Source organism: Embleya sp. AB8, assembly GCF_049739465.1.
In the GTDB taxonomy this organism is placed as follows: Bacteria; Actinomycetota; Actinomycetes; order Streptomycetales; family Streptomycetaceae; genus Embleya.
Genome location: NZ_JBMHHY010000003.1, coordinates 1 through 23,956 on the forward strand (window position 1 = coordinate 1; position 23,956 = coordinate 23,956).

Consider the following 23,956-nt stretch of genomic DNA (forward strand, 5'->3'; position numbering starts at 1 on the left):
ACCCCCCCCCCCTCGTGTTCAGGCCCCGGCTTCCTCCGTGATCTACCCCCAGGTTAACCCTCGGTCCACCCCCGACGCTCTTCCGATCTGTTCGCTCCGCGAACACGACGCGCGCACCTACGGTGCGCAAGGGTGGTGGGTGGGTCCGACTCCGTCGTACCCACCCACCACGCAATCGCTACGCGATTGCCCGGCGGGACTTGGTCGTAGGGCTGCGGACCATAAAACTCGGGAACTGCGCTGGCAGTAATGGGAGTTGGGAGGAGCCTCGAAGGTGCGAGGGTCCATGTTGTGAGGTTTCCCTCGACTGCTACCGCCTCCCTTGATCTGATGACTCGTCAACTTGCTTCAATAGGAGCTGTTTTGCTCGACTCATTCACTGATTCCCCTTGATCTCAAGGGCTTTGCACGATCCCGATGTCCACTTCATGGTAGGCGAGCTGCGCGGATCCGTCCATCGCGTGCATCATTCTCTTCCAAGGGTAGGATTTGGGTCCAGGTCGATGTCCCATCGAGTTGCGAAGCGCTCCGCGAACCGTGCCGGCGCCGTTCACGACGCGAAGGTGCTCCTTCTCCCGGGAATGATCCCGGTGGGACGCGTCCGGCCCCGGTTCCTTACCACTTTCCTCACTCGAAAATTCCTATACGAAACCCTCCGCGCTCTCGCGTCGTATCGAGGCTCGTGCGCGAACCACTGCGGCCCGGCAGTCCCCACCACGACGGGAACCTGTGCGCACCGCACCGCAGATGCCGTCACGCCCCGGCGGCCGAACGATACGACGCGGATCCACCGGCGGCGCAGCGGCGGGCGGATCCAATGGGCGGGGTGTCACGGTCGACATCGGTACAGCCGGTGAGAAGGTTGGGTTCGGGTCCGGGTCCGGAGCGCGGGAGTTGCCGCGGCGCAGCGTACAGGGCGGCGCAGACGACGACGTCGGGGGCCACGCGGCCCGGGGCACCGGTCGACGGCCTCGACGCTCCGGGCCCATCCGCCTGTCCGGCCGTACTCCCCGAGCCACTCGGGCCGGCTTGGGCACGAGAAACCTCAACGATTCCTTACCACTTACCACAATCACGAATTCCTTACAGAAAACCTGTGTGATTGTGCGGTGGTGGCCGGGGCGCCGGTGGGGTGAGGGCCGGGCTGGTGTGGTCACCGCCGGGTCTCGCGCCGTCAGGATGGCGGGAGGTTGAGGGGCGTGCGAGCGGAGCCTGTATCGATCGGCGAGCGCAAGCAGTCCGGGGACGGCCCCGTAGGGATCGGCGGGGCCTGCGAACAGGAAGGCGCTCACGCCGGAGGTGATCCACGTCAGGTGACGGGCGGCGATCAACGAACGGCGGGCCCAGGGCGGCACGGCGTACTCCACGCAGCCCGTGGTGAAAGCCGGACGGATCGTGCAGGAGCAGGGCGTCGGCCTCCGGGGATGGATCGCCGGCACGGGACCGGACGAGCCGGGCGGTGGGGGCGGCCGTGAAGACCGTGGCCACCGCTACCGCGGCGGGGCGGGGGTGGGCGGTCGCGGCGCCCCGCCTGCGGACGACCTCCGCCGCGGTGGACCACCGCAGGCCCGGCACGACGGGGTGGTCAGGGGGCGTCCGGTGACTTTCCCTGGGCGATGACGGTGGCGAGCATTTCGATGATCGCGGCGTGCCCGGTTCGGACGTCGCTCGCGAGCGCGTCGAGCTTGTGGTCGAGGCTGTTGACCTTCAGGGTCAGCGTGGTCAACTCGCTCTTGATGATCGCGAACTCGGTCTCGGTGCGCCGTGTGAGCGCGGCGAGTTCACCGGTCGTCAGTGGATCGTCGGCCATGCGGGACTCCTGTGGGTAGTGATCGTGTGTCTGTCGATGCCGGGTCGGGCTGCTGCCGATCAGGCTGTGGTGACAACGGCCCGGGTGCCGCCGAGTGTCTGCGAGCGGCGGGCGGGAGGCAGCAGTTCCAGGGCCCGTGTGGGGCCGGCGAGCAGGTCCGGCACCGGGACGCCGTAGTGGACGGAGACCCGGTCGAGGTCGGCCAGCAACCAGGCCGACAACCCGGCCTGCTTGCGCGAGACCTGCCCCTGACTCAGCCGGACGCCCCGGCCGAGATCGGTCTGGCTCTCGCCGGTGGCATGCATCAGCGCCGCGATCGTCGATCGCAGCAAAGTCTCCGTCGCAGTGGCCACCACCGACGCCCCCCACGTCCCAGCGCCGGCGAATTCGGCGCACCCTCGGTCCGGACGGCGTACCCGAGCCGGGCTCGCATGCTAGTACCCGCTGGTTCATGCATGCAACGCATATCGCTTGTGCGGGTGATGCGATCCGACGCACGCCGCTGCGCCGATGAAGCCCCTTGAAAGTGGCTGTGATGAGCGGATGCCGTCGGTGACGTTCGGCAAACGCGGTCGGCGGGTCCGCATCGCCCGGATCGTCTTGGTCCGACGAGTTGGGCGGGGCCGGGCGATATTCGGTGTTCCACCGGGTCGTCCACCGCGGCACCTCGGTGGTGAAGTCGCGGAAGGCGAGCGGGGGTTGGGCGGGTTGTCGGCCATGGCGGCTGCGAGGCTCGGGGGTGGGTGTGCAGCCGGGGAGGGCGGCGAAGAGCATGCGGTCGACGGTGCCGTTGAGGTTTTCGACGATGCCTTCGAGGTGGGGGCTGTGGGGCGGGAGCGCGCGGGTGGTGACGCCGAGCGCTCCGGAGCGGTGGTGACCGTGGTCGACAGGAAGTCCTTGCCGCGGTCGGCGCGCAGGTTCTCCGGGACTCCCCCGGCCGGGCCGTAGGGCTCGGTGCGCAGCGCTGCGGCGCGCAGGATGGTCGGGGTGGATGCGCGGGTGGGGTGTCCCGGGGTGACGGCGACACGGGTGACGACCTTGGTGGTGGTGTCGATGAACCGGGTGATGTGCGGGGCCGGTGACGGCACGGCCGGCGGGATCGGGGGCGTGTTCGTGTCCCCTGTTCCTGTCGTGCGGTGTGTGGCGGCCGCGTGGGCCTGGTCGGTCGACTCGCGGTGCACGGCTGCCGCGTTCCGGCCCCACAGTGCCGGCCGGGCGTGCAGGTCGGCGGTGATCGTGAACCGTGGCCGTGGGCGAGGGGTGGTACGGCCTTCCTCGCGGGCCGTCCGTGGCCGGCGCTGCAGGGTCGTGGTGACTTCCCCGCCGGCCGCCGCCGGGCGTAGGTGCTCGGGGGTCAACGCGCCCCGGGCCTCCAACCCCGCGAGGCGGGCGATCACTTGCCCCCCGAGCCGCAGCCGCCGGCACCACATCGGTTGCCCACCGACCGTCCTCGGGTGCATCGGTCACCACCACTCCCCTTCCCCCTCTTTTTTCCTGTCCCGGTCTCGGAAGTCCGGAGGACCCGGCCGTCGGAACACCGGCTTCCCCCCAGGAACACGGAAACCGCGCCGTCATGACGCCGAAAACGGCATTCCGACGACGCGGGCAGGACGTTCCGGTAGAAGCGGGAAAACGGGCGGCGCACAGGGAAGTTGCAGGACACCGACCTGCGGAACGGTGTTTCCACGACGCCCCAAAACCGCACCGAAACGACACGACCAAGGACCCACGCGGCCGTGACCACGCACGACCTGCCGCACCATCGACGACATACTCATGCAGCCACCACGACACCCAACCGCAACTTCACACCCGCGCTCGTACCGCTGCCTCGCCGTGCCGAAGCATGCCGGCTGTCACAAAGGCAGGCTTGTCGGCGCCGGGATCGCCGAGGCGCGGCGGCGTGCCACAAAGGTCGAGTTCCCGGGGCTCCGGCAACTTCGGCCACCAGGGCTGAAACCGACCCACCCGCGCCTGGTTGCCCCGATCACCGGCCCCGGGGCAACCAGGCGCCACCGGGCCCGAGTCGGGAACCGACCCACGGCCGAGGCCGGATACGACCCCGGCCCTGTCGCCTCACACGCCGACGATCCAACGATGCGACGCGGACCCGACGGCGGCGCAGCGGCGGGCGACACCGATCAAGCGGCCACCCGCGGCGGCCCTCTTCACCCTCGATCGCCGAACCCCACACACCGGGCGGGCCGCAGCGGAGCGCCTGCAGCATTCGACCTTGAAAACTTACAATATTTCCTCACGACTCCTTGGCGCTGCGGGGACGGGGGGCGAGTATCCGGTCCAGGTCGCCGAATACACCGGTACCAATGGGTTCTTCGGGCCGTTGCCGGTCTTGGTGCTGTCTCCCGGGCCGTCGGGGGTGGCAGCCGACGAATCGACGAGCTCGCCCGGATCGTCGACCGACGCCCGCAAGGGCGCGGCCGTCGACCGCGCCGTCTTCGCGGACATCGTCGCGGGGACCGCCTCGTTCCATCGGACGCGCGACCTTGTGGGTCGTGCTGCGGATCCTCGTGCTCGGCGCGGCGTCGGGGCGCCGGTTCGTGTGGTCGGGGGTCACCGGCGGATGGCGAGTTCGTTGTCGGGTGTGCGGTGCCAGGGGGTTTGGGTCACGTCGTGGGTGGTCGCGGTGGCGGTGAGGCCGAACTCGGTGGGTCCGGGGCGGCCGGCCTTGTTCCAGTGGTGCCAGGCGTCCTCGACCTCGCCCCATTGGTCGCGGGGGCCGAATTGATAGGCGGTCGGGGTCTGGTCGGTGTCGGGGAACCACGCGGCGGCGATGGAGGGGCCGGCGCCGGTGTCGGGGGCGTCGAGCCACAGCGTGCGGCCGTCGAGTTGGGGGACGCAGTGGGGGACGTGGAGGCCGATGACGACCTCGACGGGGTCGTACGCACCGCCGGTGACGTCGGCCAGGTCCACGCTCGGTGTGCTCGTGCGGGCGTGGTCCATCCAGGAGTTGTCGGTGAACGCGGAGGTGGTGTGCTCGCGTTGGTCGCGCAGTTTCATGAACGACAGCGCGCGTGTGAACGGGCCGGTGGCGTGGTCGGGGCCGGTGACGGTCAGGCGCAGCGCCCAGTCGTGGGGGCTGTAGTCGGTGCCCCAGGGCATGACGATCACCCCGCCCGGTCGGGTCTGTCGGATCCAGGCGGCGGGGATGCGGCGCACTCCGGCGGTGACGTGGACGCGGTCGAACGGGCCGGTCGGGGGGTGCCCGTCGGTGGCGTCGCCGGTGATCACGGTGACGTGGTCGGCGTGTCCGGCGCGGGCGAGGTTCGTCCGGGCCCGGTCGGCGAGGTCGGGGTCGATCTCGATCGTGGTGACGGTGCAGCCGTGGGCGGCCAGGAGGGCGGCGGTGTATCCGGTTCCGGTGCCGACGTCCAACACCCGCGTGCCGGGCGCCGCGTCCAGGTCGCCCAGGAGGTCGGCGACCGCGGCCGGGGCGGACGCCGACGAGGTGGCGAGGGTGCCGGGTGCGTCGCCGGTGTGGGCGCCGTCGTCCCACTGGGTCACCAGGGGATTGGGTCCGGCCGCCGCGGCGTGCCACGTCTTCGGGTCCCGGGTCCGGTCGACGGCGTGGCCGTAGGTTCCGGTGGCGTGGTCGAACGGCCAGACGCGGTTCGGGACGAACAGCGTGCGGTCCACCGCGGCGAACGCCTTCTCCCAGTCGGGAGGCAGGGCGTTCGCCGCGCTGAGTCCGGCGACGATCGCCGCGCCCGCGGAAAGCTCCGTCACTCGTCGTCCTTGCGATGATCGCCGTCGCCACCGGGGTCGCGGCCGTCCGGGTTGGGGTTGCTCGGCGGTTTCGGGCTGCGGTCCGGCGGGCGACTGTCTTTATCCGGTTTGCCACGATGGTCCGACATCGGGTCCCTCCCGGGCGACGACACGAGCGTCCGGTCTCGGTGGCGGGCCTTGAATCGTCCGCGACGCCTTCGATCCGGATCCTCTCCGAGCGTTCTCCTCCTGTGACCCTGCGTCAAGCCTTGCTGTGCGCACTCACCTGCGGACCCGGGAGATCACACCGCGCGATCGTGGGTCGGCGCCTGTATACCCCACATGGCCGCGTACTCGGCGCCTTCGCCGCCGATCCACGGCGACGGCCCCGGGCTGTACCCGTCCGGGCGGCGTCGCCCGTCCCGGGAGACGGCCGAGGGCGTTGCGCGCGTCGGCGGGCGCTTCGTGGGCGTGGCGACAAGCCCCGCCGAATCGGCGCCGGAGAGGGAGGCCGGCGTCGACGTCGGGCCCCGGGCACCCTGCCGTGTCGCAGGAGTCCGACCGATTTCCCTACCCCTGCTCGGCGGCCTCGCGTTCCCCGGTCGGCCGGTTCCGCCCGACGCCGACCGCCCGGGCGGCCCGGGCCGGATCCGCCGCCGAGCCGTCGGAGAGGACGCGGGTCGGGAACGACACGGACGGCCGCCGACAACGGCCCCGACACACGAACACACCATCCACCACAGGGAATTCTCAATCGCGCTGCGCGGCCTTCTCAAACCCTGCGACACCGCGGGTCAACCGACCCTTCGCCGAGGGACACGCCCGACAGCACACACCGAATTCCCAGGTCACAAAGCACAGACCACCATTCTCAATCGGTGCTGCACCCCAGATCAGAGCACCGCACCAGCACAACTCGACCGAGACGACGCACCCCTGGACGGCCCCTCCGGCCCTCGGTGCCCGATCTTCGCCACCAAAGCCCCGCAACGGACACGACAACTCCAGGCGGCCCCGATCGAAAGCCCCGAAGTTGTAAGGAAAAATCCGGACAGGAATCGGGACACCACAGAGCAACCACCTCCACTCGGCACCGCACCCCCACCCACACGACGGACCGGGCACGGCCAACTCCCGGGCACGCATGGGAAGTTGCAGGACGCTGCCCTGCAAAACGTCGTCTCCACGACACCGGAAACCATCCAAACGACACGAACGGCGCCCTGCGCGGCCGCGACGAGGCACACCCGTCACACCGACCCACGACATCCTCACACGGCCACCACGACACCCGACCGCAACTCCACAGCCCCTACGGCCCCACTCCCCCATGCCGCCAACGATCCGACATCGATCTCCAGGCGCAGCGAACGGGCCCTCCACCGTCGTCGCGAGCCCCGCCTCGGACCACCAGGACACCGCGGCAAGAAGCGCCAGACGCCCCCTGCGGCCCTCGTGCTCCGATTCCGCCACGGCCCGCGGCCGAGCCCCGAACCACGCCGCAGGACGGCACTGGGCGACGCCGACGAACCCGGACCCTCCCACCGAATGTCGTAAGGAAAACCACACAGAAACCGGACAACAAACCACCACGCCACCACACCCGAACACGACCCGAACCGGCAGAGACCAGGACGACAGGGCCTGCCACCGCGACCACACACGGCGCAGCGGACGACCCCGGCACGACTGGGGCCCGGACAGATCGAGCAGCTCGACGAGCTCGGCATCCGGCCCGAACACGGCGCGGCGGTGGACGGTGGCGGCGCAGCGGACGGCGACGTGGCGATGGCTGCGGGCGGCGACGTCGGCGGCCCTGGGGCCGACCGCTCCGGGGCGCGGGCGCACCGGCGCGGTCGGGGTGCGTGGGAGACGGCGTTCGCGGCGGCCGTCGACTACCGCGAACGCGAAGGCGATCTCGAAGTGCCCCGCGCGCACGGCGAGACTGTGCATGTGACGGGTGGCGCATTGGTGGAAGGCGGCGCGGCGGCGTCGGTGGTCGGCGGCTCGGGGACGGGTCCCGGCCCTGCGGATGGCGGTGCCGGCGAGAGGGTCGAGGTGCGGTTGGGCAAGTGGATCAACAACCAACGCAACAGGCGCGGATCGCTGAACGAGGAACGGGTGCGGCTGCTCACCGAACTCGACATGCGGTGGTGAACCGCGGTGTCGGGTGGGGTCTTCGTGTTCGGCGGGTGTGAGGTTCGCAGTGAGATCGAGGGGTGGAGGTGGCAGGTGGCTGGGTCTAGTTGCCGGAGCCGAGGCGGCTGAAGGCCCAGCGGAGCACTTCCTGGTCGACGTGGGTGCGGCCGGTGCGTTCGAGGGCGGTGTGGGTGTGGGCGGTCAGGCGGGCCCGGTTGCGGAAGTTGCCGTGCGCGGCGTGGTTGTCGGCGAAGGCGATGTCGCCGGGAGTGGCCTCGGCCCGGATGGGGTGGTAGAGCGGGATGACGTCCTGGACCTCGTCGGGGGTGAGGCGGGTGAAGCGCTGCCGGATGAAGATCCGGGAGGAGAGCATGGGTTCCTTGCGCAGGGTTTGGTGGCAGCCTTCTCCTCCCACGAAGACGATCGCGAGTTGGGTGTACGGGTCGTCCCAGAGGTAGCGGACGTATTCCAGTTGGTCGCTGGAGAGCCACTGTGCCTCGTCGAGGACGAGGGTGCGGGGGTGGGTGGCGAGTTCGGTCTTGAGGAGGTGGTCGAACTCGCCGGCGTAGCACGGTGGTTGGCCCGGGAGCCCGAGGCTGGTGAACAGTTCGTGGCGTACCGCGCGGGTGGTGGGGCGGGCGTGGAAGGTGATGCGGTGGATGTCCTGGTCGGGTTCGAGTTCGCGCAGGCAGCTGGTGACCGCCACCGTCTTGCCGAAGCCGGCGCCGGCGTGGATGCAGGTCATCGCGCGGGCGGCGATCGTGTCAGTCGGGTTCTCCCGCACGGTGAGCAGCGCGCGGGTGGTCACCGGGCGTGCGTCGGGGAGGGCGACGTACTGGTCAGTGGGGGCGGGTGGCAGGTGGCGGGTCATCGGGGGTCCTCGCGGGCGGGGAGCGGTTCGGGTGCGGTGGGTTCGGTGGGCCTGACGGGCCTGGTGGCCGTCTTCAGGGAGTCGGGGGTCGCCCAGTCGGCCGGGGGCGGTGCGGGTGGGATCAGGTCGGGCAGGGCCGGCGCTGCCGGGTCGCTCTCGTGGTGCCGGGCCAGTTCCCGGGCGGCCTCGCCGGCGGTGACGGCGTCCAGGCGGTGGGCGTCGGCGGGGAGCGTGGCGGGGGCGAAGCGGTCCCGACGGAGCTGTTCGGCGGCTTTGGCCTCGGCACGCAGGCGGCGGGCGCGGGCCGCTCGGGCGCGGCGCAGCGCGGCGCGTTGTTCGTCGGTGGCCTGGTCGGCGAGGTGGGCTGTGCCCAGGTGGCGGCCGTGGGGTGTGCAGACCTCGATCTCGTGGGTGTGGTGGGGCATGAACCGCACGGTGACCTCGCGGCTGGCCTGTCCGGTCATCCGGTCGGCGATGTAGTCGCGGTTGCGGAAGGCCACTCCGTGGCTGGTGATGACGCGAGTGCGGGCGTCGTCATCGAGGGTGAGGGACCACACGTCCGCTGCCGGGATGTCGTTGAGCGGGGTGGGGTCGGCCTGCCATGCCTGCAGTGGAGTGGTGCCGTTCAGGGCGGCGGGGCGGTGCTCGGTGTTCCACCAGGTCGCCCACCGCAGGACTTCGGTGGTGAAGGCGCGGAACGACATGGGGGGCGGGGCGTGTCGCCGGTCGCGGCGGCCGTGGGCTCCTCGGGGTTTGGGCGTGGGTGTGTAGCCGGGGAGGACGGCGAAGAGCATGCTGTCGACGGCGCCGTTGAGGTTCTCGATGCTGCCCTTCAGGTGGGGGCTGTAGGGCGGCAGGACGGTGATGTCGGCGTCCAGGGCGGTCAGTGCGGCGGTCACGGTGCGGGAGAGGAAGTCCTGGCCGCGGTCGAACCGCACGTGCTCGGGCAGCCCGCCGAAGGGCCCGTACGGATCGGTGCGCACGACTGCGGAGCGCAGCGCGGCCAGGACCGAGGCCCGCGTCGGAGGGCCGGGCGTGACGGCGACGCCGGTGATCGCCTTGGTCGCGCAGTCGATGAACCACGTGACGTACGGGTGGACGAGGTCGCCGTCGGCGTCCACACGCAGCGGGGCCTGGACGTGGTCGGCTTCCCAGGTGTGGTTGCGCCAGGTCCGGGGGCGTTTGGCGAACACGTCCAGCACCCGGGCAGCGTCCGGGCCCTTGCGGTAGCCGACCCGCTCCCCCGCGGTCAGGTCCCGGCGGAGCGCGCGCAGGAACGTCGACAGGGACGGGACCGGATCGAGCACCGGCACGGCGGCCGGCGGCGCGGCGCCCGGGGGCGGCATGCCGCCCGGCGGGGGCGGTGGTGCGGCGGGCGAGGCCGGCGAGGCGGCGTCGCCGGCCGTCGTGCCCGGGCCGGCGGCCGCACGGGCGCGGGCGACGAGTTCACGGTGGACCGCGGAGGCGTTGCCGCGCCAGTAGGACAGCAGCACCCGGATGGGCGGGGTGATCTCGAACCGGTCGCCGACGCGGGCGCCGGGGTGGGTGGCTGCGTCGGGTGTCGTGGTGGCGTCGGCCAGCCAGCGCCATACCGTGCGATCGGAGACGTTCAGGCATTGCGCGGTGGTGTGGACGTGCGCGCGGGTGAGGCGGCGTTCGGCGCGCAGTGCGAGCAGGCGGCGGACGGCCGGGGCGCGCAGGGCGGTCGACGACACGGTGTCGAGGGCGGGCTCGGCCGGGGGTGTCGAAGACTCCCGGGTGGTGTCGTCGTGGGGGGTGGTCATCGGAGTCCCTCGTTCCTGCCGTGGGAGCGGTGGATCGGCACGGGTCAGGGGTTGGGGCCCAGGCCGGAGCAGGCCCGGGTCGGCAGCGCGTGGTCCACCGCGGTGTCGGGGTCGCGGCTGCGGGCGGCGTAGGCGTGGGAGGTGATCTTCGCCCAGGTGCGGAAGTTCCCCCGCGCGTGCGCCCGGTCGGCGTGGAGGAGGTCCTCGTCGGTCGCGCCATCCCACAGCGGATGGAACAGGCGCAGCACGCCGGGGACTTGCGATGCGTCCGGACGTGGCACGTGTTGCCGGGTCGGGACGCGGGAGGCCGGCGCGGGAGCCCGGGCGAGGGTGCGTTCGGCGCCGGCGCCGCACAGCACCGGGCCGGTGTGGGTGGTGGGGGCGTCCGCCGGGAGGCGGAGGTAGTCGAGTTCGGGGGCGGCGACGCGTCGGAGCGTCGTCGATCACGAGCACGCCCGGGGGCGCGAGGGCGCCTGGGAGCGCGCGGTCGGCCGCGTCGGTGCGGTTCGTCGGGTGGGTGGCCGGCAGGCCGAACGCGGTGAGGAGCGCGGCCCGTAGCTGGGGCAGGGCCGGTTTCACCGCGACCGGCGCGCGGCGTACCGGGACGCGGCGCGGGAGCAGACGCAGTGCCTGGTGGAGCGCGATCGTCCTGCCGTGTCCGGGGTCGCCGTACACGCACACGATCCCGCGGGCGGCGACGGTACGGACGAGTGCCTCGGCGACCTCGCCGAGTCGGCGCGTCGACACCGGGTGCGCGCCGGGCACGTGGAGCCGCGATCCGTGGGCGAACGGCGACGGCCGGGTCACGGGGTCGGTCCCGGCCGCGGTCGGGGTGTGCTCGGTCGGGGGCGGCGGGGTGATCCGGCCGGTCTCGTCGACTGTGCCCGGGAGGGCGAGTTCGGCCAGGGCGCGGTCGTAGCGGTCCGGGTCCCGGCGTGCGTGGGCGGGTCGGGAGATCCCCCGGGACACGGCCCGCGCGTTGCTCGCGGTGGACCGCGTGATACAGCGTCGTCGGCGACGGCAGTGGGTTCGCGGTCGATGACGGCCGGGCCTGGTCAGGGTGTTCCCGCATCCAGTCGTGCAGGGCTTTCACGTTCGGGCCCAGGTCCGACAGGCACGCCCACAACGCGTCGGTGAGCGTGAAGGAGAGACGCCGGGCGGGTTCCGCCCGTCCGGACTCGCGGGCGATCGCCGGCCAACGCCACACGGTGCGCGGCGCCACCCCGGCCGCGGCCGCGGCGATCCGCACGTGCACCGTCTCCACCGTCCCGGCCTCGTCCAGCGCGAGAAGACGGGATACCACCGACCGGCGCGTGAGCGCACGGTCCCGGGACGGGGACGCGGCCAGCGACGCCTGTGCCGCGGCGGACGGCGGCGTGCCGGGCTTGCCCGGACCCGAAGACACCGGCGGCGAAGACGACTTCGCGCTCATGCCCGCAAGCACACCCCGCCCTCGCGCCGGCCGACACCGGAATGTGCATCCCCACGACAGCCGGACCACGCATGTGCCAGCCGCTGTCGGGCAGGCCACGACAGCAGTCCGGTCACACCATGACAGCAATGAATCCCGCAATAAGACCGACAAAACCCAGCCCAACAAGGAGAAACCGAAACCGGAACCGCTGACACCCACCCCGCCCACACCACACCACACACTCACAGGGGTCGGCGACCCGCAACAGAGCGGCGTGCGACCCGTCGCCCCAGTGGTTGCGACACGCCGCCGCGGCGACCAGGCCCAGCGCGTTCGTCGGTTCGTGCCCGAGACGGTTCGCGGCGATCCGCAACAGGAACGGCACCGCGAGCGGCGCCACCGAACCCGTCGTGCCCTGATGACACACCGAATTCCACAGCACCGAGCACGCGCGCCGTGCCGCAGTCGCGTCCGCGGAACGGATCAACTCCAGGTGGCCGGGCACGTCCTGACCCGAACCGTACGCGTGGGAGAACCGGCCCCGGGGCGCCTCCCCGAGGAGGAACCCGTCCTTGACGGCCCTCGGCAGGCCCGCGACCACGACACGCACATCCAGCGCGGTCCCCTCGTACACCTCGAACCCGTCCACACACGCCCGCCGGTAATCGAACGCCGGATCCTCGGACGTCACGATCGCCTCCCATGGATGTCACCGACCGAAAGACCCTTGCGTACCACCGGACACCGACACCACCTCGAAGAAACGCGGTTCGCGCATCGAGGGCAGGACACCGCCACGGCACGGTCGCCCGCTCGGCAGGACCGATTGCGGCCCCGAAGTCGTCGTCGCGCCGTGCCGGCCCGGACCGGTCGTCCCGTGTCGGCGGTGTACATCTGCGGCAAGCGGAGGCGATGTCGCCGGCAATGCGCACGTGGTGCCCGGGCATCCGCGTGTCCGAGAACGCACAACCGCCACGGCACGACTCGCGCCTGCGGTGCCGCTTGTGAGGCGGCGTCTTCGAGCACGTACCGAATCCTTCTCCACGCGCTCGGGCAAAACGCGAACCGGGGTCGAAACGGTCCCGGGTGCCGGAGAGTTCGGGGCCGGACCGGTGGCGCAGGCGTTCGACGGTCACCGGGCGGATGTGTCGGTGCCCGGGTGCGGTGTCGGTCGGGCGGCGTGTGCAAGGATGCGCGCGTCCCCAGGCATCCAGTGATTGGCCGGCCCTGTTCATGCACCCCGCCCGCGGGCGTCTCACCGCCGTCGTCGTCGTTGCCCTGCTCCTGGCGGCCGGGGCGTGTCGGTCGGACTCGGACGAGGCCCTTGCTCCGAGACGCTCTCCCAACGGCCCGAGCGTCGCGGCGAGTTCGCCCGCGGTCCCGTCGAGTGGCGCGTCCGACGCGGCGAAGGGCGGGGAGTTCACCGTCGAACGATTGCGGGCGGCCTGGGTCGTACAGGGTGATCTGCCGACGGGATGGACGCCGACCGGGGAGGCCACCCGGCCGGCGTTGAACCCCAAGGCGACCAGGCCGCAGTGTCAGCCGATCGCCGACCTGGAGGACCTCTCGGGGTCCGCCGCGCCCGCGGCCGTGACCCACCTCGGGCTGGACTCGCAGGACTCGCCGGGCACCTTCAACGCGGTGAGTATCGCCGTGCTCCCCGGGAACGACGCGGCCAAGGCCCTGGAGGCCGCCGGGAAGGCGCTGCCGTCGTGCGGCGACTACGCGGTGGCGACCGACGACCCCGCCGAGGAGGGTTCCGCGGCCGCGTACACACTGACCGGCGGCGCCGGCCACGACCTCGGCGACGACAGCCTGACGATGGACTTCGGCACCGGCGGGCAGTATTCGTTCGTCGTCACCGTGGTGCGGGTGGGGCCGATACTGCTCAGAGGCACCTCCATGGGAACGTACGGTCCACCGCCCACGGCGATCCCCAAGGCCGTCATGAAGGCCCAGGTCGACAGGATCGCTCGGCTGACACGCCCCGCGCGATGAGATCGAAGAACGCCCCGCGGCCCTGGTTCGCGCCCCCGGTCCACGACCACCGCCCCGTCATCCGTAGAACGCCACCGTCGCCCATCGCCCATCGCCCTTCGAGCGGCCGCGCCGTCGACGCCCGACCCGTCGCAACGATCCGCCGTCGGGATCGGAAAAGGGGGAGGCGGCGCGCGGGGGCGACCCTGCAGGATGCGGTGATGGTGAACCGTCGCGTGTATGTGGATCCGGACCGGGTCGAGGATCTCGATCACGGCTGGTTCCACGTGGTCCTGGAGAGGCTCTCCGGAGTCGTCCACGAGATCCGGCACGGCGGTCATTCCTGTTGCCCGGGGGCGATCGAGGGTTGCCTGGTGCCGGTCGAGTCGCGGGACGGGTACGCCGCGCCGATCGACCTGTTCGTGAACCGGCTGCACGGCGCGCGGGTGGCGATGGCGTCCATTGCGGAGCGCCTGCCCGCACTGCGCGCGGCCGTCGCCATGATCCGGTTCCCGGCGAGCAGCGAGTCCTCGCCCCCATTGGGCGACGACCCGGGCCCGATCGTCGTCGACGAGACACGCCCGGAGGAGACGACCGAGGCGCACGTCCCGGTGACCACGGAGTTCGGCCCGCGGCATCCTGGTCCGGTCCGACTCCGACCGAACCCCGCCACCGGGGACGGAAGAACGACCGCCTCGACGAGGACCTCGCCCCGGCACACCCGACTCGGTCTCGGTTGGCGCCGCGGAGGTGTCGGGGGTCGAAATGCGCGCACATCTGATGTCAGCGCCACCCTGTCCGGTCGGTGAACGGGACCTGCGGAGGCAGCCGTTCGAGTGCCGCGGCCAGGTCGTCCGTGTCGCGCCGGCGACCGATCCACGCCACCCCCGCCCCGGTCCGCGGACGCGGCTTCCGCTCCCCGTGGACCCGGACGCTCCACGTGGACCCGGACGCGGTGTGCAGCCGGTCGTCGGGCGGCGAGTGGAACTGCACCGCGCGGGAGCCGAAGCCGGAAACCACGACCCGACACACGTCATCCCGGGCGAAGTACCGGCACGGACACTCTCGGTGAAACCACCCTGGGGCCGGGTCGCGCTCAGCTACGTGTCGGTTCGATTGGAGACGAAGGAGTTCCACCTCGATGCCGGCTGGTATCGGACGGGCTTGCGGGTCGTTCTTCTCGCCCCCGGCTGGGGCAACGTGGACCGGTCCCACGCCAGCGCCGGCCTCGACGGCTTCGGCAGCACGCTCGAAGCCTGGCCGGGGATGGTCACGAAGTACGGGAGACTTCTCCGACCAGCCGTCGGGTGATGTCGATACGCCGGTGGCGTGCGCGAGTGTTTCGCGCGAGTTGTGTCGTCGTGGAAGCTTGCCCGTCCGACACCGCCTGGTTCCCGCGGCGACGGCGCAGTATCGTCGTCTTTGGGGTGGGGCATGGCGGGTCCTTTCGCATTGCGCGACTATCAGCGGCTGCTCGATCTGGCCGTGTCGGTGCTGGAGAGCGATGCCGCGGCGCTGCCGTGGACGCAGGTACGGCCCGCGCTGAGGCAATTGCTGGGCTGCACCGCCGCCGTGCTGTTCTACACCGACGGCTGGTTCCTGCGTCCTCCCGGTGGCCACCCGCCGCCGCTGCTGGGGGACTTGCTGCCGATGGACTTCGACGCGGCCATGCACCGGCATCCGTTGGTCGGCCACTACGAGCGGGTCCGCAGCGCTGCGCCGCCGACCGTCCACACCCTGAGCGCGGGCTCTCCTTGGGAGGACCAGGAGGCGCGGGAGATCTTCCAGGCCACGTTCCGCGCCGAGCAGCAGCTGGCGATTCCGCTGCCGGCGCCGCCCGGACAGGCGCACCTGATCATGATGGGCCGAGACGGCGGCCCGTTCGACGCGCGCGGGCGTGAACAGGCCGCCGCGGTCCAGCCGGTACTGCAAGCGCTGGTACGCCACTTCCACCAGCTGCGGCGGGCGTACGCGGCCGCGCCGGACGTGGCGGCCGTCGAGGCGATCCTCACCCCACGGGAGGCGGCGGTACTGGTTCTGCTGGCCGAGTCCCGTACCGCCGAGGCCATCGGACGGCGGCTGGGCATCTCCCCACGTACGGCGCACAAACACATCGAGAACCTCTACCGGAAGCTGGGCACGCACGACCGACTGGAGACGGTGCTGCGCGCCCAGCTCCTCGGGCTGCTGCCGGACATCTCCCGGCCGTCCGCGAACGGCCGGGACGACGTGCCGGAGGCGGGTTCGTGTCCGCACGGGTCCTAAGCGGGCGTCAGGTCCACTGGATGGACTTGGCCCGGTCGTCCATCGCTCCCAAGTACCCGGCGGAGCCGGAGAATCCGTAGCTGGAGCCCCACCAGTAGGTGTTCTCCCACAGCTTCAGGTAGCAGTTGCCGAAGCCGACGAAGGAGCTGATCCGGTTTTGCCAGTCGTTTTGGATGTTGACCTGGAAGTCGATGTCGCCGGTGGAGTCGGTGCACTGGTTGCCCGCGGTGTAGACGTAGCTGGGGCCGGCGAAGTTGCTGTCCCAGTAGGTGATGCCGATGACCACGTTGGTCTTCGCGGCCGGGGTGATCGTCCCGCTCGTCGGGTCGTTCAGCTCCTTGGTCAGGTGTTCGTCGGCCAACCCCGCCTTGGCGGTCGACGGCGCGTCGGTGACCCGCCCGCCGGTCGCCGCGGAGATGGCCTCCCGGAAGGTGGCGAAGCAGTGCCGGTGGCCGGTGGTGACGTTCATGGAGCAGTTGGGGTGGGCGTTGTCGGGCCGGGCACTGGAGGTGGCGGCCTGGGCGGTGGGCACGCTCAGGGCCATCGACGCCATGAGCGTCACCGCGCCGAGGGTGGCCTGCAGGGACTTGCGCAATGCCATGGGTCTCTCCTGAAAGAGATTGCGGATGTGGACCGGAGGGCCGGCCGGGTCCCGGGATCCGGCCGGCCGGCCGCAGCCAGGACGCCACTCCCGTGAACGGGGGCTTTGGCCGAAGAGCGCCTACTGACTTGGCAAGAAGCATGGCGGGCACGGGCCCGCCCCCGCGATACGCACATCTGCGTAGTGACCCACATGGGCCGGGCAATGGAGGGGGCGGATGGCCCTGAATGGATCCGCGCTGCTGCGCGACGCCGCAAACCGGCTTGGGTACGTCCCGGAGGGGCATCCGTTTCGGCGATCGGCGTTGCGGGGACGGGTGTCGAGGCGATCGGTGGCCGGTCTTTCGTGGGTCGAGATCTCCGACGTACGTGAAATCCGTTGTACGGCCCCGGTGTTCGGACAGGTCCGGGATTGCGCAGGTCCGGGATTGCGCAGGTCAGGGATTGCGCAGGTCAGGGATTGCGCAGGTCAGGCCGTTGATACGGGAATCCGTTGTACGGAAGAGCGGGCCCCTTGGGTAACTACCAGTGCCGAATTCCGCTTTGGGTGGGTGGGTGGGTCGTGGTCGAACGGTGCTGTTTCGGCTGCTCGGGGGCGAGTGTGGTGCCGAAGTTCCCATGGCCCGTCAACCCGTGGACGGGGACGAGGAGAAGAGGATCCGGAGGCCGGCGGGGGCGCGTCACGCACCGGGCGACTGGATCCTGCGGGCGCGGATCGTCACGCCGAGCCGGGAGGGTCTGTACGTGCCGCGGGTCGCCGCCCTGGCGGGGTGCGATGCGAAGACCGTGCGGCGGTGGCTGCACCGGTTCAACGAACAGGGCCCGGGCGGCCTCGGCGACCGGCCCGGCTGCGGCCGCAAACGGCGGATCACCGAGGCCGAGCGCTCACGGATCGTCGCCCTGGTCAAGCCGACTCCGCCCGGCCGGCCGGAAATTCGGCCGTCCGACGAGTTGTGGGTCGCGGGCGGGGCCGGGCCGCCGGAGTGGCCGTTGGATTCCCCGGCCGCCGAGGCCGGGAGACCGGGAGACGGGGAGACCGGGAGACGGGGCATCGAGGTGGGCCGTTCCCGGGTCCGTCGACGGATCTCGGGCAGGCTCGGCGGGGCGAGCCCCTCGCGGTCGTGTCCGGGCTTCCGTTTCCGTCTTCATGGCCCCGCAACGGGGCTTCCGGCCTTCGGGCCCGGCACGGGATCCGCCGGGCGACTCTCCAGCGTGCCGGCATCCGCGGCACGCAGATCCGCGATCACCCGCGGATCACGACCGCACGTCGCGATCCCCCACCTCGCCGAGGCACTGCCGGGTATCACAGCCGCGCCACCGGGACGACCGCCACCGTCACCGCGCGCACGATCACGCCGGCCCCCGACCCCGCAGCCGGACCGGCGCAGTGGGGCGCGATCCGGGTACAGGGGCGAAGCCGCCGCCGCCCAACGACCGAGTCGGCCGGACCAGCGGCTGCCCGAGCACAAGCACACCGGCAGCCGACGCGAGAAGGGCCGACCGCAGGTGATCGCCGCGTCGCATCAAGATCGGCATCCTCGAGGCGACCTCATCCTCCGTCCACGGGTTTTCCCAACGGAACCGAGCATCCGTCCCGGATTCCGTAAAGCCACAGGCCACAGGCCACAGGCCGGACAACGTCGAGCAAGACAGCAAAACCCAGGCCACGCAGTCAAGATCCGAAGTCCCGGATTCCGCGAGCCCAATGGTCGACACGTGATCGATCGACGAAACCCTTCACAGCAGCCGGGGCGGAGCAACCCGGGTGGGACCGACCGCGTTCGGACCCTCGAGGCCCTGGGGTCGATCTTCCGCGTCCTGCGCGATCGAGGCACGGTCTTCACGGATGCGGCGGCCCGCATGCGTGTCGGGATGAACACCACTCGCGCGCCAAAGTCGACGTCGACCGGCGTGCAGTGGATCCGGGGACACCGGCGACGCCCCGACGGCGCAGCGTCGACGGCGCGGGCGGCATGTCGGCGTGCGGCGGGTTCGTTGCCGACGCCGAATACGGCCGCCGGCGGTCGGTTCGGGTCAGCCCTTTCCTCGAGAGGATCCGCATCCGCAGGATTTCTCTCCGGGGGAGTTGCACACGACCGTGGCCGGTCGGCGGCGTGCTCCCACGGCGCGGTGATCGCCTCGGCCACCCCGCCCTCGAGGCGGCCGGTCGGCGTCGACGCAGCCCTTCGCCCCGGGGCGGGCGGTCGGGGCGGGGTCGGCGGCCGGTTCCGGTGACGCGGTCCCGTGGCGGACGGCGGCGGCGCGGTCAGGGGGTCGGCGCGGGGAGCGGGCAGCAGGTCCGGCGGGGGCTGTACGTCGGGACGGCGTCGTGGCGGACGTGCGGATCGGGACCCGTGATCAGGGGGCCGCCGCGCCCGGTCCGAGACATCGCGCCGGTGACGGACGACCGACGACCGCGCCCCGGGATCCGGGTCTGCGGCCGGGTGCACCGACGACTCCTGCGGCGCATGGTCGTTCATCGCGGGAAACGCCCGCACGGACGGTTGCGGATCGTCGACCGGCCGGGCAATTCCGCAGGGTTCCAAGCTGATTCAACAACTGTCAAAAGTCGGTACTTGTGGGGGTCGTTGCCTGCGTGGTGCGCTTGCGGTTCGCCGGGCAACCGATACTCGAGGAGGCGCACGAGTCTCATGATCAAGCGAATAGTCGCCCTGACGGCGCTGATTCCGGCCATGCTGGTCACCGCACCCGGTATTGCCTCGGCGCAGTCCGCGCCGAAGGCGACCGCGGCGGTGGTCACCCTGACCTACGACACGAGTCAGGCAGGGCAGTGGTCGGACACGATCACGCAGGCGGTGCAGATCTGGAACGACGCGGTGCACAACGTGCACTTACAACCGGCAAGCTCGCCCGGGTCGGCCGACTACGTATACAGGGCGACCGACGGCTGGCCCCAGGCGACGCTGGGGCCGGTGTTCCCGGGTGGCGGGGGTGAAGTGCAACTGGGCCAGGGAGCGGTGACCGAGGGCTATGACGCGACCCGGATCGCGGCGCACGAAACCGGGCACATTCTCGGGCTGCCGGACACCTACAGCGGCCCGTGTTCGGAACTCATGTCCGGCCACGGCCCCGGCACGTCGTGTACCAACGCCAAGCCGGACGCGACCGAGGCGGCGCAGGTCGACCAGAACTACGCGGCCGGCCCGTCGGCGATCGGCCCGCGGCACCACCGGGTCGTGATCGACATCTGGTCCGGCTCGGCTCTCGCCCGCTGACCAGGCCGCGCTGCCGCACGTACGAACCGTCGTCGGCGTCCTCGGCGGTGGTGACGTCGTCCGGCTCGAACCCGGCGGCCGGTGACCACGATCCGCCTCGCCACGGGCATCTCCCCCGCAGGCGCCGCGGCCGGGCACCGCGCCCGCCGGGCAGGCCCAGGGACGCGTCGACATCGTCCCGCCGTCCCGGCGCAGCGCCGTCGTCCCGCGCTGAACGGTGCCGGCGCTCGGCCCGCTGACGAACTCGACACCGAGAACCGTCGGTTCGCCTCCGAGACGATCGGGGCCGCTCCCCGGGGCGAGTCACCCGAAGCCGCACGAACCAACAACACCACCACCGAACCCACGGCGCGACACGACCCCGACCGTCCCGCACCGCACCGCTCCCCCGATCGCGGTCCACTCGATGGACCGGCGTGGGACAGGGCGGACATCCGGGCCGAGACTGGCGGGGCCGATACGCCCGGGGCCGGCAGGGGCATCCGGTGCCGCGCCCGTCCGTACCGGACACTACGCATCGTCCGCGGCGCACATCCCGGCACCCGGGTTCAACGCCGGCGGCATCTGGGAGATCCACCGGACCAACAGCGCCGTGGTCGCGCTCGACGTGGCCCAGGACGGCCAGGAAAGGTCTACGGACGCGCGAATCGCAGACGCGAGTATGGAAGACCTCTCGGGAGCACGTCGACCTCCTCGAGTCACGGTCCGGCGCCGATGTTCCACGGATTTCCGTTGTGGCCACCGTTGTTGATTTCACAGAAGCCGTACGGGTTCGGGTCGGTCTCCGGTCTCCGGTCACCGGCATCCGGCATCCGGCATCCGGCATCCGGGAGAAGTCGAAGAAGCCCCCCCTTGCGGCAGGGCCCCGGTGAAGTTGCCCGAGTTGTTGATCGGCTTCGCGTCGAGGTATGGGTGGAGGTCCGGCATGAAGCTCTGGGTCACCAGCGCGTACGGCGGTTGCTCCACTGGTTGTATGCCTGGGCGGTGGGCTTGACGGTGCCGTCCTGGCAGACCTGGGCTGATCGCCGTGTCGTTCCCACATTTCGCCTCGCCGAACGTGGAGTTCAGCCGTGCGGCCGGTCCGGGTGTACGTGTCCACGTTCGGGGCCGCGAAGCGGCCGCATCGTGCCCGGATCGCGACCGCGGCTCCCGACGGGTGCACGGCCGGTGCCGCCGTATGGTCGCCGATGTGTCCGTGTCGGGGCGGGATTTGGTGATCGACCTGATGGTGCGTCGGTTCTGCTGAAACGCTCATGTCCCGGCGGGGCCACACGCCCCGCCCCGGCGCTTCCGCCGCCGGCCGGCGCCATACCGTACGTTCCGACGCCGGCAGCGACCGCCACTTACGCGCGGTCGACACCACCGGCCGGCCGCCACGGCCGGCAGACGCCGCGCCAGCGCCGGCCGCGCGCGCAGAACCGGCAACAGGATGCACCGATACCGAAGGCGGCGAGCAGCGCGGCACGCAACCGGCGCAGGGCAGGCTTCACCGGGACGCGGCGTCGGGCCGGCGCGGCGGCCCGACGCACCCCAGGTCTCCGATCGGGCACCGGGGATGTCCGACTGCGGAATCAGCCGATGGCCGAAGGAGTCGATCGGGCCGGCCGGGGCCCGGCCGCGGCGCGTGGTGGTCGCGGACGACCAGGAGTTGTTTCGCGACGGCTCCGCGCTGATTCCGGGCGCCGAACCGGACACCGAGGTGGTCTGCGAGGCCGCGGACGGCGAGCAGGCGGTGCGTCCGGCGCGGACGCTGCGTCCCGACGTGGTGCTGATGGACGCGCGCATGCCTGGGCTCGACGGGGTCGAAGGGTGCGGCGGGTTTGTTGCCGACGCCGAATACGGTCGCCGGCGGTCGGTGTCGGGTCAGCCCTTTCCTCGAGAGGATCCGCACCCGCAGGATTTCTCTCCGGGGGAGCTGCACCCGTGCCCGATCGCGCCATCCGCACCCACCGCGTACGCGTGTATCCCGGCCCCGGAAGCAACGAAGAGGTGTTTCTCGGCGGCCGCGAGCGCGACGATCGGCGATCGTACGGCAATCTCCGCCACGCACCGGAACTCGCCCAGGTCCCACAGGCGTACCGTGCGGTCCTTGCTGCCGCTGGCCGGCAGGGTACGCGCGCCGAGCGCCAACAGACACAGCCCGCGGACCCAGTCCCGATGCCCGGTCAGGACGCGCTCGCTCCGTCCGGTCGCGGGGTCCCACAGACGTACCGTGCCGTCGTGGCTGCCGCCGGCCAGCAGGGTCCGGCCGCCGATCGGCACGCCGTACACGGCGTTGACCCAGCCGCGGTGACCGACGAGAGGCTCGGGGTGTTCGTCGGCCGTGATGTCCCACAGCCGGATGTAGTTGTCCCAGCCGGTACAGGCCGGCAGGGTGCCGTCCGCCGGCGGGAGGGCGCACATGGCGTCGAGTCGGCCCTTGTGGTGGGCCACGGTGCGCAGGTGCTCGCCGGTCGCGGGGTCCCAGAGCCGTACATGCGCCACGTAGTCGCTCCCGGACTCTCCGCAGGTGCCCAGCAGCTGCCGTCCGCCCGACGGCACCGGGCACACGGACGTGAACCGATCGAAGACCAACTCCCCTTCGGCGGTGCGGGCGTGAGCACCTGTCCCGGGCTGCTCCGGAAGTGCGGAGTCCCCCAGGTATCCGATCATGCGGACCTCCTCGCCCGCGACGGGGTCGTGCAGCCGGATGGTGCCGTTGTGGCCGGCGACGGCGAGGAGCGTCCGGTCCTCGACGGGCAGCGCGCGGACCCCGCCGACCCGGTCATGGGTGAAATCGGTCTCCTCACGGTTCAATACATCCGTACGGGTGCCAAGCTCCGCGTCCCACAGGCGGACCGCCCCGTTGCTGGCGCCGCTCGCCACCAGGGTCCGGTCCCCGAGCGGCAGCGTGCAGAGCGACTGCACGTTGTCGGGCAGGCCCGGGTCCACCGCGGACGGGCCCGGTGGGGTCCCACAGCCGTACCATGCCGTCGAACTTGCCGCCTCCACTGGCGAGCAGGGTCCGGCCGCCGACCTGCGGGAGTGGACGTACGCCACCCCAGACCGGGCCCGTGTGACCCTGCAGGGTGCGCAGCAACTCTCCGGTGTTCGCGTCCCACACCCGCACGGCATCGCCTCCACCGCCGGCTCCGGCCAGACCGGTGCGGTCGCCCAGCCGCACGGGGCACAGGCCGAAGGTCAACCCCGCGCCGTCGAACGTGAGCAGCAGTCGACCGGTGGCCGGGTCCCACAGCAGGGCCTTGTCGCCCCACTGGCCAAGACGGTGCGGCCGGCAATCGACAGCGCGCACAGTGCGTACACCGGCCCGGTATGGCCCTTGACGGCGGTCTTGAGGGGGTGGGGGAATGCGCCGGACTTGCGGTACGGGTCGGGTCTGCCTACGAGTTCGTCCAGCAGCGTGCCGGTGGCGGTGTCCCACAGCCGGATCGTGCCGTCATCACCCCCGCCGGCCAGCACGGTGCGGTCGCCGAAAGTGAAGGCGCACAGTCCGCGGACCGGGTAGGTGCCCTCGTACGGTTGCGTGTGCGCGGCCAGACTGTGCAGGAGACGGCCGGTACTCGGATCCCACAGGCGTACGGTGCCGTCGTCCCCGCCGCTCGCCAGCAACACAAGGCCGTCGAACGGCACCGGGCACAGCCCGTTGACGAGTTGGCCGCTGTGTCCTGACAGGGTGCGAAGGAGCTCGCCGGTACGCGGATTCCACAGCTGCACCGCCGCGCCGGGGCCGCCGGCAGCCAATACCGTCTCCCCGTCGACAGGGAGCGCGCTCAGGGCATGCACCGGGGATGGCTGCTCACCCAGGACGAGAGTCTCCTGGCCCGTGGTCGGATCCCATAGACGGATCAGGCCGTCACTGGTGCCGCAGGCGACCCGCGTCCCCTCGGCCAACTGCAGTACGCACAGGGCTTCGACCGCTTCGGCCCCGCTGTCGAACGATGCCACCTCGTCGCGCCGTGGCCCCACGGCCCACAATTCCCGGTGCGCCATCACAGCTCTCTCCGCTCCCCTGAATGCGCAGTCACTTTACGCAACGGGTGTGGTTCTTCTCGTCGAGGAGCAGCGGCCCCTGTGCGAGAACGCTGAATCGGGGCTGTGTGCGGGCCTGTTCGTCTCTACCGTGAAGGTGGAGGTGGA

18 protein-coding genes and 1 pseudogene are annotated in these 23,956 nt (G+C 71.5%); 8 read left to right on the forward strand and 11 right to left on the reverse strand.

The features are described 5' to 3' along the window. Window positions 1–1,585: 1,585 nt before the first annotated feature. The 4 genes from ABIA38_RS05110 to ABIA38_RS05125 all read right to left on the reverse strand — a co-directional run bounded on the left by ABIA38_RS05110 (window position 1,586) and on the right by ABIA38_RS05125 (window position 5,682). Window positions 1,586–1,810, reverse strand: coding sequence for a hypothetical protein (locus tag ABIA38_RS05110; RefSeq protein ID WP_424637191.1), 225 nt, complete (start codon window positions 1,808–1,810; stop codon window positions 1,586–1,588). Window positions 1,811–1,869: 59 nt separating this feature from the next. Further along, complete coding sequence (locus ABIA38_RS05115; RefSeq protein ID WP_424637192.1) at window positions 1,870–2,163, reverse strand: helix-turn-helix domain-containing protein; 294 nt, start codon at window positions 2,161–2,163, stop codon at window positions 1,870–1,872. Between the two features lie 2,218 nt (window positions 2,164–4,381). Next, on the reverse strand, window positions 4,382–5,554 hold the full coding sequence (locus ABIA38_RS05120; RefSeq protein ID WP_424637193.1) for a methyltransferase domain-containing protein: 1,173 nt from the start codon (window positions 5,552–5,554) through the stop codon (window positions 4,382–4,384). After that, complete coding sequence (locus tag ABIA38_RS05125) at window positions 5,551–5,682, reverse strand: hypothetical protein (protein ID WP_424637194.1); 132 nt, start codon at window positions 5,680–5,682, stop codon at window positions 5,551–5,553. Before ABIA38_RS05125 ends, ABIA38_RS05120 begins: the two co-directional genes overlap by 4 nt. A gap of 1,603 nt (window positions 5,683–7,285) precedes the next feature. On the opposite strand from ABIA38_RS05125, the gene ABIA38_RS05130 reads away from it, so the two are divergent. Next, window positions 7,286–7,690 (forward strand): helicase associated domain-containing protein, encoded by a 405-nt coding sequence (locus tag ABIA38_RS05130; protein WP_424637195.1) that lies wholly within the window; start codon window positions 7,286–7,288, stop codon window positions 7,688–7,690. 85 nt (window positions 7,691–7,775) lie between these two features. Here the strand turns inward: ABIA38_RS05130 and ABIA38_RS05135 are convergent, their stop codons facing one another. The 4 genes from ABIA38_RS05135 to ABIA38_RS05150 form a co-directional block, all read right to left on the reverse strand. Beyond that, window positions 7,776–8,543 (reverse strand): AAA family ATPase, encoded by a 768-nt coding sequence (locus ABIA38_RS05135; protein WP_424637196.1) that lies wholly within the window; start codon window positions 8,541–8,543, stop codon window positions 7,776–7,778. Then, window positions 8,540–10,327 carry a transposase gene (locus ABIA38_RS05140; protein ID WP_424637197.1) on the reverse strand — a complete coding sequence of 596 codons (1,788 nt, stop codon included), beginning with the start codon at window positions 10,325–10,327 and terminating at the stop codon, window positions 8,540–8,542. The genes ABIA38_RS05135 and ABIA38_RS05140 overlap by 4 nt, the downstream gene beginning before the upstream one ends. Before the next feature lie 44 nt (window positions 10,328–10,371). After that, on the reverse strand, window positions 10,372–10,575 hold the full coding sequence (locus ABIA38_RS05145) for a hypothetical protein (protein ID WP_424637198.1): 204 nt from the start codon (window positions 10,573–10,575) through the stop codon (window positions 10,372–10,374). A 1,296-nt stretch (window positions 10,576–11,871) separates the two neighbouring features. After that, window positions 11,872–12,432, reverse strand: coding sequence for a hypothetical protein (locus tag ABIA38_RS05150; RefSeq protein WP_424637199.1), 561 nt, complete (start codon window positions 12,430–12,432; stop codon window positions 11,872–11,874). 542 nt (window positions 12,433–12,974) lie between these two features. Here ABIA38_RS05150 and ABIA38_RS05155 point away from each other — a divergent pair. The 4 genes from ABIA38_RS05155 to ABIA38_RS05170 all read left to right on the forward strand — a co-directional run bounded on the left by ABIA38_RS05155 (window position 12,975) and on the right by ABIA38_RS05170 (window position 15,983). Next, window positions 12,975–13,739: a hypothetical protein gene (locus ABIA38_RS05155; RefSeq protein WP_424637200.1), complete on the forward strand. Its 765-nt coding sequence runs from the start codon at window positions 12,975–12,977 to the stop codon at window positions 13,737–13,739. Window positions 13,740–13,939: 200 nt separating this feature from the next. After that, window positions 13,940–14,527: a DUF6210 family protein gene (locus ABIA38_RS05160; protein WP_424637201.1), complete on the forward strand. Its 588-nt coding sequence runs from the start codon at window positions 13,940–13,942 to the stop codon at window positions 14,525–14,527. Between the two features lie 172 nt (window positions 14,528–14,699). Further along, window positions 14,700–15,029, forward strand: a complete 330-nt coding sequence (locus ABIA38_RS05165) for a hypothetical protein (RefSeq protein WP_424637203.1) — start codon at window positions 14,700–14,702, stop codon at window positions 15,027–15,029. Between the two features lie 123 nt (window positions 15,030–15,152). Continuing rightward, window positions 15,153–15,983 (forward strand): response regulator transcription factor, encoded by an 831-nt coding sequence (locus tag ABIA38_RS05170; protein ID WP_424637204.1) that lies wholly within the window; start codon window positions 15,153–15,155, stop codon window positions 15,981–15,983. Window positions 15,984–15,990: 7 nt separating this feature from the next. On the opposite strand, the gene ABIA38_RS05175 is transcribed toward ABIA38_RS05170, so the two are convergent. Beyond that, complete coding sequence (locus ABIA38_RS05175; protein WP_424637205.1) at window positions 15,991–16,584, reverse strand: hypothetical protein; 594 nt, start codon at window positions 16,582–16,584, stop codon at window positions 15,991–15,993. 617 nt (window positions 16,585–17,201) lie between these two features. Between ABIA38_RS05175 and ABIA38_RS05180 the strand changes: the two genes are divergently transcribed. The 3 genes and pseudogenes from ABIA38_RS05180 to ABIA38_RS05190 form a co-directional block, all read left to right on the forward strand. After that, a complete protein-coding gene (locus ABIA38_RS05180; protein WP_424637206.1) occupies window positions 17,202–18,818 on the forward strand; it encodes a helix-turn-helix domain-containing protein in 1,617 nt (538 codons plus the stop codon). A gap of 416 nt (window positions 18,819–19,234) precedes the next feature. After that, window positions 19,235–19,819, forward strand: coding sequence for a snapalysin family zinc-dependent metalloprotease (locus ABIA38_RS05185; protein WP_424637207.1), 585 nt, complete (start codon window positions 19,235–19,237; stop codon window positions 19,817–19,819). 1,555 nt (window positions 19,820–21,374) lie between these two features. Further along, a pseudogene (locus ABIA38_RS05190) lies at window positions 21,375–21,620 on the forward strand (response regulator transcription factor); the annotation flags it as partial. 62 nt (window positions 21,621–21,682) lie between these two features. On the opposite strand, the gene ABIA38_RS05195 reads toward ABIA38_RS05190, so the two are convergent. Together ABIA38_RS05195 and ABIA38_RS05200 are read right to left on the reverse strand one after the other, a co-directional pair. Further along, window positions 21,683–22,750, reverse strand: a complete 1,068-nt coding sequence (locus tag ABIA38_RS05195) for a WD40 repeat domain-containing protein (protein ID WP_424637208.1) — start codon at window positions 22,748–22,750, stop codon at window positions 21,683–21,685. Window positions 22,751–22,999: 249 nt separating this feature from the next. Beyond that, entirely contained in the window at window positions 23,000–23,764 is a 765-nt protein-coding gene (locus ABIA38_RS05200) for a WD40 repeat domain-containing protein (protein ID WP_424637209.1), read from the reverse strand. Between the last annotated feature and the right edge of the window lie 192 nt (window positions 23,765–23,956).

Excerpts from the sequence above, each read along its gene's own strand:
- ABIA38_RS05110 (WP_424637191.1), bottom strand. The coding sequence starts at position 1,810 with ATGGCCGACGATCCACTGACGACCGGTGAACTCGCCGCGCTCACACGG.
- ABIA38_RS05125 (WP_424637194.1), bottom strand. The coding sequence starts at position 5,682 with ATGTCGGACCATCGTGGCAAACCGGATAAAGACAGTCGCCCGCCGGAC.
- ABIA38_RS05135 (WP_424637196.1), bottom strand. The coding sequence starts at position 8,543 with ATGACCCGCCACCTGCCACCCGCCCCCACTGACCAGTACGTCGCCCTC.
- ABIA38_RS05140 (WP_424637197.1), bottom strand. The coding sequence starts at position 10,327 with ATGACCACCCCCCACGACGACACCACCCGGGAGTCTTCGACACCCCCG.
- ABIA38_RS05155 (WP_424637200.1), top strand. The coding sequence starts at position 12,975 with ATGCACCCCGCCCGCGGGCGTCTCACCGCCGTCGTCGTCGTTGCCCTG.
- ABIA38_RS05160 (WP_424637201.1), top strand. The coding sequence starts at position 13,940 with ATGGTGAACCGTCGCGTGTATGTGGATCCGGACCGGGTCGAGGATCTC.
- ABIA38_RS05170 (WP_424637204.1), top strand. The coding sequence starts at position 15,153 with ATGGCGGGTCCTTTCGCATTGCGCGACTATCAGCGGCTGCTCGATCTG.
- ABIA38_RS05175 (WP_424637205.1), bottom strand. The coding sequence starts at position 16,584 with ATGGCATTGCGCAAGTCCCTGCAGGCCACCCTCGGCGCGGTGACGCTC.
- ABIA38_RS05180 (WP_424637206.1), top strand. The coding sequence starts at position 17,202 with ATGGCCCGTCAACCCGTGGACGGGGACGAGGAGAAGAGGATCCGGAGG.
- ABIA38_RS05185 (WP_424637207.1), top strand. The coding sequence starts at position 19,235 with ATGATCAAGCGAATAGTCGCCCTGACGGCGCTGATTCCGGCCATGCTG.